This window comes from Erythrobacter sanguineus, from assembly GCF_900143235.1.
GTDB lineage: Bacteria > Pseudomonadota > Alphaproteobacteria > Sphingomonadales > Sphingomonadaceae > Erythrobacter > Erythrobacter sanguineus.
This window is the reverse complement of sequence record NZ_FRDF01000005.1, coordinates 22,890-36,121: the sequence shown is the minus strand read 5'-3', so window position 1 is coordinate 36,121 and position 13,232 is coordinate 22,890. Positions and strand designations below refer to the sequence as shown.

Below are 13,232 nucleotides of genomic sequence, written 5' to 3'. Positions count from 1 at the left end.
AGACGCGCCTCAGGCGGGGACTGTCAGCGCGTCGGCAAACTGGCGGATCTGCGCAAACAGCGCAACTTCTAGCGCATGATCGCTGAGCGCCGCGAGGGTACAGACCTGCGGCATCGACAGGCCGACCCGCAAGGTTCCCCCCCATTGCCCGTCACCCAGTCGCACGCATTTGACCGGCTGCCCCAAGCGCAGACCATCACGGTCGAGCGCGTGATACAACCCGCGCGCCGCATCGAAACTCCGCGCCGCGGGATGGCTGCTGATATCCAGCGTGGCCAGCGTGAGCATCTCGATCGGGTGATCGGCCGCCTGCGCAGTGCTGCCGGGCGCATATGGCGCAACCCGCGAAAATCCAAGCCGCCGTTCAAGCAGCTCGCGCACCGCCCGCTGGAATGCGAGGATCACCCGCTCGATTTTATCAAGCCCAAGCGCGCTGAACCGTTCAAGTTCGAACACGGAAGCTTCAAGCCGCAAGGCAAGGCCGGGATTGCCGATGTCGGGCAATTGGTCCGCCCCGCGCCAGCCATCGCCCCATTCGCACCGGCGGAACAAAGTGGCAAAGCCGTGGGGCAGCGGTGCAGCGCGCGCAATCACATCACCGGGCACCAGCGCGAAGCCGGAAAACGGCGGGCCGCCCATGAATTTTGACCCGGTCAGCAGCACCACGGCGCCGCGCACGAGATATTCGCGCACCGCCGGGCCGGCGATCCGCGCCTGACAGGCATCGACCACAAGGCTGAGTGCATCGCCGAATTCGGCGCGCAACGCATCAATCTCAGCCAGCTTGGGGAGGATGAGGCCGGTCTTGGACCCATGCACCACGTGCAGCAACGCGTGCCGCCCCTCGGCCCCGGCCCGGCGCACTTCGGTGCGTATCTGATCCGTGATCTGGGCGCTGGTGCGCGCCGTGCCGCCATCGCACCGCACCGGCACATCGACCAGCGTCACACTGTCCACCCCCGCCACCGGATCGCCCGGTCGGGTCGCAACCCCAAGCGCGGTCTCCTCGGCGAAATATCGTCCGCGCGCCGAAAACACGCAGCCGCTGCCAACCTCGTCCGCGCCCAGCAGGATATTGTGCACCCCTGCCTGCCCGCGCCCGCCAACCGCCGCCAGTGCGACGAATTCAAGATCGGTGCCCGACGGCGCAAACACGACACCGGCGTGCTGGTCGACGCCATAGGCATCAAGAATCCGGCGCCGCAATTCATCCAGCTGCGCCCCATGGGACGGCAGGCCCGCCGCCTTCAGCGCGAGCAGATGATCAAAGGCCGGCGCCGAAATGTCATTCGCGGTCGATGATGCAAAGGCCAGCGTGCGGCGCGGATAAGGCGCTGCAAGATAGCGGTTAAGCCCGGTTTGCGGATCAAGCGTGATGCGCGCATCCCCGCCCGAAGAAAGCAGGTCGATCAGCCCGGCAACACCCGGCTGCCCGTAATAATCAGGATGAAGATCGGGAAATTGTGCGATCACATGGCTCTTCTTGAACGATTACGCTTGGTCGAAACGCCTAGCACATTTATGCGACAGGGCTATTGCCATTCCACGGACACCGCAAAACTTGTCACAACGCCGCCCCCTTGCCATCCCGGCCGCTGCGAAAGCGCGGTTGACCATCCTGTTCATCGCCAAGAACGCGCTGTGGGAGGGCGATCTCCATCCCGAAGACGGCAATCACGCGCTGTATCACCGCGAGATGCGCCAGACGCTCGAAGCGCTTGGCCTCAATCTTGTCGTTGCGCAGACGCATGAGGTGCTGTTTGATCCGCCCAAGGTCGATTTCGTGTTCCCGCTGCTCAACCGCGCCGGGTTCTTCAATTCGGAAATGCTGCTGCCGCTTTTGTGTGAGCGCGCGGGCATTCCCTACCTCGGGGCCAGCCCGATCCTGCGCGGATTGTCGGACGACAAGCATCTGGCCAAGCGCGCAGCGCAGGATGCCGGTGTGGCGACTGCGCCCTGGGCAATCTATCGCAAGGGCGCGCCAATCACGCCCGACACGTGCCCGCCTGCAACACGTTACGTGATCAAACCCAATGCCTCCTCAGCCAGCTGGGGGGTCGAGGATGCCCATGACTGGGAGGGCGTGAAAGCCGCGGTCGAGCGCACCCATTCCGACAACCACGATGCCATCGTCGAGCCGTTTCTTGAAGGCAGCGATGTCGAAGTGCCAGTGATCACCATCAATGGCGAACCGCAGATCATGCCGATGATGATCTTCCGCCAGGCCGATCCGGCGCATCTGCGCACCTATTACGAAAAGCGCGATCTGGTCGATCGCAGCCAGAAATATTCGCTCGATCATTTCGATCAGCCCGATTTGGTCGCGCGCATTGCGGATCTGACACGCAAGGCCTGGGAGGAATACCGCCCGTTCGATTATGGTCGCTTCGAATTCCGGGTGAACGAGGCGACGGGCGACATCCAGTTCCTCGAATTGAACCTCAACTGCAACCTGTGGTCGCAGAAGGTGTTCGGCCGCGCGGCAGTGCTGGCAGGCTGGACGCAGGAACAGCTGATCGAGACGCTGCTGGCCGAAAGCCTCGCTCGCCACGGGCTGCTGTAGCGCAAGGCCCGCTCAGGCCGGGACCTGCTCCCCGCGAAAATCGAACACCTGCCCCGATTGTTCCGGGCCAAGCCGCGCCAGCACGCCCAGCAGGTTGCCCGCCGCATCGCCCGGCGCGGTCAGCTGTCCATCGGGCAGGTTCGACTGGAACGGTTGCGACAGGGCGGAATCGACCGTGCCGGGGTGCAGCCCGGCAATCACGCCTTCCGGGTGCGTGCGCGCCAGTTCCAGCGCAAGGTTCTTTATCAGCATGTTGAGAGCGGCCTTGGAGGCGCGGTAGGAATGCCATCCGCCAAGCCGGTTGTCGGAAATCGAACCGACCCGCGCGCTCAGCGCCGCGAATACGAACCGGCGCCCGCGCGGCATCAGCGGCAGGATGTGCTTGGCAATCAAGGCCGGGCCAATCGTGTTGAGGGCGAAAACCTCGGCCATTGCCGCTGCATCAAGCCGTTTATAGGTGCGTTCCGGCCCCGCCCCGTCCGCCAGTGTCAGCACGCCGGTGGCGATAATCACCCATTCGGGCGGATCATCACGCATCGCCTCGGCAGCGGCGGCGATCGTGGCTTCATCGGTGAGATCAAAGGCGAACGGCCGCATCCCTGCGCCCGCCGGATCGGTGCCGGCACGCGATCCGGCGTGGATAACCTGCGTGCCGCACGCGGCCAGCCCATCGCACAGCGCGCGTCCGATCCCGCCCGAAGCCCCGAAAACCGCTGCGCTGCGCGGCCAGGCATGCGCCTGCTGTCCTACATGATCCATGTCAGCTAAAGTGCGCGCATGACCCGACGGTTCCACGCTTTTTGCCTCTTTGCGCCAGGCACCCCAGGTACCAGCGGCAGGGGACATGGCTTTTCTGCTTCTGGACAGTGTCTCATGTGTCTCCAACACGGGTGCTGAGCCGCGCTCAACCAGTGTGCGAAAGCCTGCAACTCGCGCCCGCTTGCCACACCCGGCAGAGACGCTAGATAGGGTGCAAATCAAAACGGGATCACTCAATGGCGACCTTCACTCTCCCCAAGAATTCCAAGATTCGCAGCGACGGCAATGTGCACAAGGCCAGTGGTGGCCGGGTGAAGTCGTTCAAGGTCTATCGCTATGATCCCGACAGCGGCCAGAACCCGCGCTATGACAAGTTCGAACTCGATCTCGACGAATGCGGCCCGATGGTGCTGGACGCATTGTTCAAGATCAAGAACGAGATCGATCCCACCCTGACCTTCCGGCGTTCCTGCCGCGAAGGCATCTGCGGTTCGTGTTCGATGAACATGAACGGCAAGAACGGCCTGGCCTGCACCACCGCGATCGAGGATCTGAAGGGCGAAATCCGCATCACACCGCTGCCGCATATGGACGTGATCAAGGATCTGGTGCCCGATTTCACGCATTTCTATGCGCAATATGCCTCGATCCGCCCGTGGTTGCAGACTGTTACCCCGACGCCCAGCGGCAAGGAGCGCCTGCAATCGCCCGAACAGCGCGAACAGCTTGATGGGCTGTATGAATGCATCTTGTGCGCCTGCTGTTCGACTTCGTGCCCATCGTACTGGTGGAATTCCGACAAGTTCCTTGGCCCGGCTATCCTGTTGCAGGCCTATCGCTGGCTGGCTGACAGCCGCGACGAAATGACCGGCGAACGGCTCGACGATCTGGAAGACCCGTTCCGGCTGTATCGCTGCCACACCATCATGAACTGCGCGAATGTCTGCCCCAAGGGCCTCAGCCCGGCCAAGGCCATTGCCGAAACCAAGAAGATGATGGCTGAGCGGGTCATCTGATCCGGTGCCTCTGAAAGACGACGTTTTCGAGCACGGGCCAGACCCGGAGAATCCCGGCTGGCGGCACTGGAATCTGAAGGACCCGACGCTGTTCAACGGCGCGGTGATGGGCAGGCTCATCACCCGCGTTGACCACGATGGAAAAGCCCGGCTGCGGATGTTCCCGGAGCGGCGGCACGAGAACCTGCAAGGCATCATCCACGGTGCGGTGACGCTGGCGCTGATCGACATCTCGCTGTTCGTGACGATGCACAATCTCGGCACCGGTAATGCGGGGCCTTCGGTAACGCTGGAGTTGTCCACGCAGTTCGTAGGCGGCGGCGATCCGGCCCGGCCTTTGGACGCAGTGACCGAAGTCGTGCGGGAGACCGGCAAGCTGGTGTTCGTGCGCGGGATGGTGGAGCAGGAGGGCGACGTGGTCGCCAGCTTCTCGGGCATCGTTCGCAAGATGCAGCCGCGCGGCTGAAGCGCTTCGCCGTGGCCGGCCTCCTTGCCCGCTATGATGCGCTGATTGCCAGCGGAGAACTGCGCGCCGATCCCGATCAGCGTGCAGCGGCGGAGCGGCTTGACCGGTTGCAGCGCGAGCTTGAAGCGCCGCCCGTGAAGCGCGGTCTGTTCGCCCGCCTCACCGGCACCCGCGCCGCAGAGCCGGACCCGCGCGGGGTCTACCTGTGGGGCGGCGTCGGGCGCGGCAAGTCGATGCTGATGGACCTGTTCGTGGAAACGCTCGCCATCCCGGCCAAGCGGCGAGTCCACTTCCACGCCTTCATGCTCGAAGTCGACCGCCTGATTGCCGAGGCCCGCAAGGCCGAACTGAAAGACCCGCTTGTTGCTGTAGGGATGCGGATGGCTGAAGAAGTCCGCTGCCTCGCCTTCGACGAGATGGTCGTCACCAACACCGCCGATGCCGCGATCATGGGTCGCTTCTTCACAGCGTTGATGGAAAGCGGCACGGTGATCGTCACCACCAGCAACCGACCGCCGCAAGACCTCTACAAGGACGGATTGAACCGTTCGCTGTTCCTGCCCTTCATCGAGCTGGTGACACGCGAGATGGACGTGCTGTCATTGAACGGCCCGACCGATTACCGGCTCGAACGCATTGGTGGGCTGGCGACCTGGCACGCCCCGATCGGCGATGCGGCCACGGCGCAGGTGCGCGAAGCCTTCTTCCGCCTCACCGACTTCGCGCCCGAAGATGCCGCCAATGTGCCAAGCGGCGAGCTCGATCTGGGCGGCGGCCGCACGCTGCACGTGCCCAAGAGCCTCAAGGGCGTCGGCGTCTTCAGCTTCAAGAAGCTGTGCGGCGCAAACCGCGGGGCAGCCGATTACCTCGCCATCGCGCAGGCCTATCACACCATCATCATCGTCGGCGTGCCGAGGATGGGGCCGGAGAACCGCAACGAGGCAATCCGCTTCACCAAGCTGATCGATGCGCTCTACGAAAACCGGGTGAAGCTGTTCGCCACCGCCGCGGCGGCACCCGAAGAACTCTATCAGGCAGGCGACGGTGCGTTTGAATTCGAACGCACCGTCAGCCGCCTCAACGAAATGCAGAGCGATGAATACATGGCACTGGGCCACGGGACCGAAGGTTAGGAGGACACCCCGAGCCGGTCGAGCGACTTTTCCAGCATCAGCAATTGCCACAGGCTGCGCGAATGATCGGCCCGGCCCGTGATATGGGCTTCGGCCATTGTCGCAACCGCCTTGGGATCGAAGAAGCCCGATTGGGTGATGACAGGGCTCACCGCGATTCCCCGCGCCGCGCCCGCCAATGGCCCGCGCAGCCACTCTGCAATCGGGGTAACGAACCCCTGCTTGGGCCGGTAGAGAATGTCGCGGGGCAGATAGCGTTCGAGCGATTTCTTGAGCAGGTATTTGCCGGTGCCGCCCTTGACCCGCATCCCCTCGGGCAGGCGCGCGGCGAACTCCACCAGACGGTGATCGAGCAGCGGTTCGCGCGCTTCAAGGCTCACCGCCATGCTGGTGCGGTCAACCTTGGTCAGGATGTCGCCCGGCATCCAGAAGGCAAGGTCGGCATATTGCGCGCGGTCGAGGCCCGAACGGCCCGGAGCATTGCGCATCAGCGCGATCAGCTCATCCTCACCGCGAAACCCGGCGAGGCTGGCGGTGAAGGCATCGGAATAGAGCGCGGCCCGCGCTTCGGGCAGCGTCACCGACAAGCCGCGCGCGTAACCTTCCTCGCCGCTCTCGGCCAGCGCCAGCAAAGTTGCCTTGGCGCGGAAAGGTCGCGGCGCCCAGTCGGCCTTGGGCCATGCGCGGCCCAGAGTGCCGAACAGCGGGCCGCGCAGGCCTGCGGGAAGGACACCGCGCGCGCGCTCCTCGTGGTGGTGGAACACCTGCCGCCGGTAGCCAGCGAAAGCCTCGTCCGCGCCGTCACCCGACAGCGCCACTGTCACCCGTTCGCGCGCCAACTGGCACACCCGCCATGTCGGCAGCGCCGAGGCATCGGCGAAAGGCTCGTCAAACATCGCGGCAAGCTGGTCGATGGCGGAAAAGTCATCGGTCGCAACGATCCGCTCCTGATGATCCGCACCGAATTTCGCGGCGACCTGCCGCGCGTAACTGGTCTCGTTATAGGCCGCGACATCGAAGCCGATTGAACAGGTCTGCACCGGGTTGCTGCTGGCCTCGCTCATCAACGCGACCACGCCCGAGCTATCGACCCCGCCCGAAAGGAACGCGCCCAGCGGGACATCAGCCACCATGCGCGACCGCACGCCTTCGCGTAAGCGGTGGACAAGCTGCGCCGAGAGATCGGCCTCGCTCCCGCGCTCGCGCTCGGAAAAGTCGATGTCCCACCAACGCTGCGGGCGTCCGGGCGCACGGCCATGTTCCAGCAGCCAGAAATGCCCGGCCGGCAACTTTTCCACCCCGGCCAGAATGGAATGCGTGTCAGGGACATAACCCCAGGTCATGTAAGCCTCGACCGCTTCCGGGCTTACCCGCCGACGCAGCAGCGGGTGCGCGAGCAGGCCCTTCAGTTCGGAAGCGAAGGCGATGCTGCCATCCGACAAATGCGCCATGAACAGCGGCTTCACCCCGAAGCGGTCGCGCGCAAGGAAGAGCTGGCGCTTGCCCAGATCATACAGCGCAAAGGCGAACATCCCGTCGAGCCGCGAAAGGCAATCGGGACCCCAGCGCTGCCAAGCGGCAAGAATTACCTCGGTGTCGCCCGAGGTGCGGAAGGTGAATCCCGCCTGCTCCAGTTCGCGCCGCAATTCGCGGAAATTGTAGATCTCGCCGTTGAAGACGATCACCGCACGACCATTGGCCGAATGCATCGGCTGGGGCGAACCGGCAAGGTCGATGATCGACAGGCGGCGATGGCCCAGCCCCACGCCGGGCGCAGTCCACACCCCTGCCCCATCCGGGCCGCGATGCAACAGCGCGTCGCACATCCGCTCGACCCGTGCGGGATCGACCGGCTTGGGCGTTTCGGCATGAAATATCCCGGCAATCCCGCACATATCCGGGCAGGCCTAGAGCATGGTGCCAAGCGCGGCAATCACGGCCATTGCGGCAATCACGAGTGCAGCAGTGACCGGCGCAAGGTTGGGGCCATCTGCGCGGGCAAGCCAGCCCCAGGATGCCAGCCTGTCCATGGTCCAGCCATACTCCTCCGGCTCGCGCTCGAAAAACCGCCATGCGCCGCCCAGCAGCGCGGCTACGACAAGCGCGAAGAAGATCCAGCCATAGACGATGTGATCGAACCCGCCCGCTGCCTCGGCCCCGATGAATTGCGCGACATAGATGGTCGCCCATGCCCGCACCCCGTTGGCGAGGATCGGCACGATAATGCAGGCAGCCATGAACAGCGCACGGCGAGACCAGTGTTCGAACCGGGTAAAGCACACCAGCACGCCAAGCGTGACCATCGCGATCAGGAACTTCACGCCCGAACAGGCCTCGGCAACGATGAACAATCCTGCCGGGGTGTCGATATAGATGCCATCAATACTGGCGGGCACACCACTCCACCGGGTCAGCGCAATGGCCATGTCGGCGGTGATCACTTGCAACGGCGGAATGATCTCATCGCCAAACGGCACCAGAAAACAGCCCATTGCCAGCGGCAAGGCCAGCAGAAGCGACGCCCGCAGGCCCAGCACGGTTACGATTGCGGCTTGCAGGGCAGCGACCGCGCCGGCTTGTGCGACAAGGTTGAGGTCGCTGGCGCATCCAGCCCACCACAACCCCAGCGCCAGCGCCACCAGCGCGAGGCCGGGCAGAAACGGGCGCGGAACCAACCGGGCCAACTCGCGCAGCTTCAACGCCGTCAGCCACCCTATGATGAACGGCACCAGCAGCAGATGATTATAGGTATCGATGTTCCACCACTGGTGCAGCATCTGGCCCCACGCGCTGGCGGTCACGAGTACCAGCGCCAGAGCTGCGCCAGCAAGCGCGACCAGCGACATTCGCCAATCGGCGGAAATGCGCGCAAACGGCGCTGTGCGCGGGGCGGAGCGAACAGCAGGCTCAGGCGGCATCGCGTGCACCCCTGGCGCCAAGCCCGAGCAGATCGCCGAGCGGCGCCAACATCGCCTCCCAGCCATGCTGATCGAGCACGAAGCGCCGCGCCGCTATGCCCATGCGCCTGCGACCATCCGGCGATGCAAGCAGGGGTTCGAGCATTGCGCACATCGCTTCTGCATCAGGCGGGCTTATCCGCCAGTGAACGCCGTCTTCAGCCGCGATCCCGGTCGCAGCATCGCCAGTCAGCACCACCGGCCGCGCCATTGCCATCGCCTCCAGCACCTTGTTCTGCACTCCGCGCGCGATCATCAGCGGCGCAAGCACGACATCGGCCGCGGCGAGAAACGGGCGCACATCAGGCACCTCGCCCCACACTTGCACGCCGGGCAGGCCATGCCGTGCCATCAGCCGGGCGGTCGGATTGCGCCCGACCACATGGAACAAGGCGGTGGAATAGCGCTGACGCAGTTTCGGCACCAGTTTCTCGATCACCCACAATGCGGCCTGTTCGTTGGGGCGGTAATCCATCTGCCCGGTGAAAACAAAATGCGGCCCCGGCAGGCTGGTGATCAGCGGCTGCGGCGCGGCGTCGGCAGGATCGAAGAACGCCGCGTTGATGCCGTTGCCGATCACCTGCACGTTGACCTGCGCCGGATTGGTCAGATGGGCGCGATAAAGCGCGGCCTCGGCCTCGGATATCAGCAGCGTCGCATCGGCGCGCTGGCCAAGGCGTTCCTCCTCACGCGTGAGCAACCGCGCCTCGCGCCGATTGAGCCACGCCCGCTCGCCCGCATCGGCATAGCTGGCAAACTTGGCGCTATCGACATCGCACAGGTCGATCACCACCCGGCCACCGAAGTCATCGGGGACATATTGCCCCATCTGCCCGGAGAAGACGACGATGGCACTCATGTCATAATCAACCAGGCACTTGCGCACCCAGCTTTCAAGCTTGCGGCTGTGGAATGCGGTGAGGCTCACCGGCTTGCCGGCTACCACCGCCTCAACCCCAGCCAGTGGCAAGGGCTTGGTGCGCGGGGCGATGCAGTATGAGGCGGTGAGCCGAGCCAGATCCGCTTCGCCAGCCCGCTCGCCTGCGCTTTCGGCAAAGCAGCCGACATGCACCGGACCCATCCGCGCCAATGCCTTGAGCAGATGATGCGCGCGGATGCGGTCCCCGCGATCCGGCGGAAACGGCACGCGGTGGGTGAGGAACAGGATCTCTCCCATCACGCGAGCCCGCGCGCGATCCATGGCCCCACGGTGTTGGCGATGGGCAGGGGCAGCTTCTTCCACAATTCGATCTTGCGGCTGTAACCGGCATCGGTCGGATCGATGTTGCGCGGCGCGGCGCCCGGTGCAGTCCATGCGCCATAGGTCAGCGGCGCAGGCGCAAAGCCCCAGTTCTTCTTGAAAGCGAAAGGCCCACTCCCCGTCTTGGAGCGCCCGAAATCGAAGCGGGTCATACCCTGCCTGCGGGCGTAGAGCATCAGTTCGTAATACATCCGCTCATTAGCGCGGGCCGCGCGGGCAGCAAGCACGCCTCCGCCCCAGAACGGCATCACTGCGCCATCGTGATAGAAGCTCAGCACGCTCGCCAGCGGGGTTTCCCCGTCCCAGACGGTAAGAATGTCGCTGCTGTGCCCGAAGGCTTCCAGCATCGCCCGGAACAGGCCCCTGGGGAAAACCGGCGTGCCAAGATTGCGCACGCTCGCGCTGTAGCAGGCGTAATGCGCCGCAAGATCACCCGGCCCGCGCCCGATGGTCACACGGTGGCCGAAGCCAAGACCCTTGCGCACCTCGGCGCGGGCCTTGCGCGGGATTGCGGTGAGTTCGGCCTCGTCGGATTCGGCAAGCGGACGTTCGAAACCGCAATGCCTGTCGTCCCGGCAGTCCCAACCCTGGGGGATCGGCCCGCCGCGCAATTCGATCCCGGCAAAGCCGCCACGCGCCGCGTGTGTCTCGGCTGCGCGTGCCAGCACCCGCGCGGCCTCAGGAGTTTCGGCACAGATCCCGCCGCCAACCCCGAACCCGCTCGAAACCAACGCCTTGCCGAACAAGGCCGAACGCACTTCGGTCAGCGGCAGCCAGCCTGTGACCACGCCGCGCCGTTCGCTCAGCAGCCCTGCGGCACGTTGTCCCGTTCCCGCCTCCACAGCACGCAGCCATGCCGGCGAATGAAACAGGCTCGCGCGCTGTTCTGCAACGAAGCCTTCGATCCGGCGCACCTCGCCCGCATCGCGCCAATCCAGCCTGTGCACCTCATGCCCGGTGCGGACCGGCGCGTTCATGCCGCTACCTCGTCTACCGGCGGCAACATCGGCAGTTCGCCTGCGCGCGCCGCCTCGCGATGCGCAATCATGTCCATCCGGCCCCAGCGGAAATCGTGGATCAGGTCACCCAGCTTGCCCGCCATCCTGGCAAGCCCGGTATAATGCCGCAGGCGCGAGCGCATCGGAGCATGGCCCACGCGCGGCTGATCAGGATCGATTTCCCACGGGTGGAAATAGAACACCGCCGGGCGGCCATCACGGCGGTTCACCTGCCGGATCGCCCAGCGCGAAAAGCCATAGGGCAGCACCCGGAAAAAGCCCCCTCCCCCTGCCGCCACACGCCGCCCGCCAAGCATCGCGGTGGTCACCGGCAATTCGACCAGCGACGCCCACGGCAAGGGACGAAAGGCAAAGCGCGGGGCTTCGGGCCAACCATAGTGATCATGCGCCACGGGCGCGACGCTTGATGAATAGGTAAAGCCCTGTTCGGCAAGCTCGGCAAAGGCCCAGGGCGTGCGCTGGTCGATCGAGAAACTCGGTGCGCGGTAGCCGGTCACCACGACACCCGAGCAATCTTCAAGGATGGCGCGCGCCTTGCGGATATCGTCGGCAAAGGTCTTGCGATCCATGGTGAACACGCGGGCATGGTCATAGCCGTGACTGGCAATTTCGTGCCCGGCATCGCCGATGCGGCGGATCATCGCCGGATGACGTTTTGCCACCCAGCCCAGCGTAAAGAAGGTTGCGCGTACATCGGCTTCGGCGAACAGGTCGATGATCCGATAGACGTTGTCCTCCACCCGCGTACGGATGCTGTCCCATTCCCCGCGGGCGATGACATTCTCGAACGCGCCGACCTGGAACCAGTCCTCGACATCGACCGAAAGGCCATTGACGATGGCGGCGCGGCCTGTCTCCGGTGCAGGAACGAAGGGTGCGTTCATGGTCACGCCGCCTCGCGCGACGGGTCTTCCTCGAGCCACTCGATCAGCATCGCGAGCACGTGGCGGAAGGATTGCTCCTGCTGCTCAAGCCGCGCCTCGATGCGTTCGAGTTCGGCGGCGAAGCGCGCTTCGGCAAGCCGGGCGTCCTCGGGCGAGAGCGCCTCGTCCCCCTCCGCGCGCTGGCCGATCCCGGCGGCCTGCAATTCGCTGATCGCCGCTTCGAGTCCGGCAGTGCGGGCATCCCGGCCAGCCAGCAAGGCAGCGACTTCAGCAGCGGGCAGGCTGCCTTCGGCCAGCGCATTTGGAGAGGCGGCCGGCGCTTCGCGCAAGTCGCCGCGCCGATGCGTGCCACGGGTCTGGTCAGCAGACATCTCGGTCACCACCTCGCCCAGCATGGTCTGCGTCAGTTCGCCGCGCTCCTCGATCGCGCCAAGCAGCAGCAGGCGGTTCATCACCTGATTGACCCTGCGCGGAATCCCGTCGGTCTGGCGATAGAGCGCCTCAAGCAGTCCTTCGCCAAGCGCCGGATGGCCGCTCCATCCGACATGGCCGAGCCGGTGGCGAACATAGTCCTCGACCTCGTTCTCATCGAGCGCTTCGAGATGGTGCGAGGCGATGATCCGCTGGCGCAGCTGCTCCAGCCCCGGATGATGCGCCAGCGTACGGCGGAACTCGGGCTGGCCCAGCAGAAGGCTCTGCAACAAGGGGTGCGAACCGAGCTGGAAATTGGACAACATCCGCAATTCCTCAAGCGCGGTCAGATCAAGGTTCTGGCATTCGTCCACCACCAGCAGGCAGCGCCGTCCGGCGCGCGCCTCGTCCTGCAGGAAGCGTTCGATCGCGCCCAACGCCCCGGCCTTGTCGTGCCCTTCAACCGCCAGCCCGAAGGCCTGTGCAACGACATGCACCAGTTCATCGTCATCAAGTGCGCTGGTGACCACCTGCGCCACGGTCAGCGCCGCAGGGTCGATCCGCTCCATCAGGTGCGCGACCAAGGTGGATTTGCCCGCCCCCACTTCGCCCGTGATGACAATGAAGCCCTCACCCTGCGACAGGCCGTAGCCGAGATAGCTCATCGCCTTCTTGTGGCTGACACTCTCGAAATAGAACTGCGGGTCGGGTGTCAGCTGGAAAGGGCGTGAGCTGAAGCCGTAATATTGATCATACATGAGCT

Annotated in this window: 12 protein-coding genes; 4 read left to right on the top strand and 8 right to left on the bottom strand. The window is 64.8% G+C overall.

What is annotated here, in order from left to right:
- Positions 1-9: 9 nt before the first annotated feature.
- Positions 10-1,473: a PLP-dependent aminotransferase family protein gene (locus BUA05_RS04925; RefSeq protein WP_072673562.1), complete on the bottom strand. Its 1,464-nt coding sequence runs from the start codon at positions 1,471-1,473 to the stop codon at positions 10-12.
- A gap of 136 nt (positions 1,474-1,609) precedes the next feature.
- On the opposite strand from BUA05_RS04925, the gene BUA05_RS04920 reads away from it, so the two are divergent.
- Positions 1,610-2,563 (top strand): D-alanine--D-alanine ligase family protein, encoded by a 954-nt coding sequence (locus BUA05_RS04920; RefSeq protein WP_245790086.1) that lies wholly within the window; start codon positions 1,610-1,612, stop codon positions 2,561-2,563.
- Positions 2,564-2,575: 12 nt separating this feature from the next.
- Here the strand turns inward: BUA05_RS04920 and BUA05_RS04915 are convergent, their stop codons facing one another.
- On the bottom strand, positions 2,576-3,322 hold the full coding sequence (locus BUA05_RS04915; protein WP_072673560.1) for an SDR family NAD(P)-dependent oxidoreductase: 747 nt from the start codon (positions 3,320-3,322) through the stop codon (positions 2,576-2,578).
- A gap of 236 nt (positions 3,323-3,558) precedes the next feature.
- Between BUA05_RS04915 and BUA05_RS04910 the strand changes: the two genes are divergently transcribed.
- The 3 genes from BUA05_RS04910 to zapE are packed head-to-tail and all read left to right on the top strand — an operon-like array spanning position 3,559 to position 5,937.
- On the top strand, positions 3,559-4,338 hold the full coding sequence (locus BUA05_RS04910) for a succinate dehydrogenase iron-sulfur subunit (protein WP_072673559.1): 780 nt from the start codon (positions 3,559-3,561) through the stop codon (positions 4,336-4,338).
- A 4-nt stretch (positions 4,339-4,342) separates the two neighbouring features.
- Positions 4,343-4,804: a PaaI family thioesterase gene (locus BUA05_RS04905; RefSeq protein ID WP_084662478.1), complete on the top strand. Its 462-nt coding sequence runs from the start codon at positions 4,343-4,345 to the stop codon at positions 4,802-4,804.
- An 11-nt stretch (positions 4,805-4,815) separates the two neighbouring features.
- Complete coding sequence (zapE, locus tag BUA05_RS04900) at positions 4,816-5,937, top strand: cell division protein ZapE (protein ID WP_072673558.1); 1,122 nt, start codon at positions 4,816-4,818, stop codon at positions 5,935-5,937.
- Here the strand turns inward: zapE and BUA05_RS04895 are convergent.
- The 6 genes from BUA05_RS04895 to BUA05_RS04870 form a co-directional block, all read right to left on the bottom strand.
- Complete coding sequence (locus BUA05_RS04895) at positions 5,934-7,832, bottom strand: XrtA/PEP-CTERM system amidotransferase (RefSeq protein WP_072673557.1); 1,899 nt, start codon at positions 7,830-7,832, stop codon at positions 5,934-5,936. The two genes, zapE and BUA05_RS04895, sit on opposite strands and share 4 nt — an antisense overlap.
- A 12-nt stretch (positions 7,833-7,844) precedes the next feature.
- Entirely contained in the window at positions 7,845-8,783 is a 939-nt protein-coding gene (xrtA, locus tag BUA05_RS04890; RefSeq protein WP_245790085.1) for an exosortase A, read from the bottom strand.
- 61 nt (positions 8,784-8,844) lie between these two features.
- Positions 8,845-10,071, bottom strand: coding sequence for a TIGR03087 family PEP-CTERM/XrtA system glycosyltransferase (locus BUA05_RS04885; RefSeq protein ID WP_072673555.1), 1,227 nt, complete (start codon positions 10,069-10,071; stop codon positions 8,845-8,847).
- The gene (locus BUA05_RS04880; RefSeq protein ID WP_072673554.1) at positions 10,071-11,132 is read right to left on the bottom strand and encodes a FemAB family XrtA/PEP-CTERM system-associated protein; all 1,062 of its coding nucleotides are present in this window, start codon (positions 11,130-11,132) and stop codon (positions 10,071-10,073) included. The genes BUA05_RS04885 and BUA05_RS04880 overlap by 1 nt, the downstream gene beginning before the upstream one ends.
- A complete protein-coding gene (locus tag BUA05_RS04875; RefSeq protein ID WP_072673553.1) occupies positions 11,129-12,058 on the bottom strand; it encodes an XrtA system polysaccharide deacetylase in 930 nt (309 codons plus the stop codon). Before BUA05_RS04875 ends, BUA05_RS04880 begins: the two co-directional genes overlap by 4 nt.
- A gap of 2 nt (positions 12,059-12,060) precedes the next feature.
- Positions 12,061-13,227, bottom strand: coding sequence for an XrtA/PEP-CTERM system-associated ATPase (locus tag BUA05_RS04870; RefSeq protein WP_072673552.1), 1,167 nt, complete (start codon positions 13,225-13,227; stop codon positions 12,061-12,063).
- Positions 13,228-13,232: the final 5 nt, after the last annotated feature.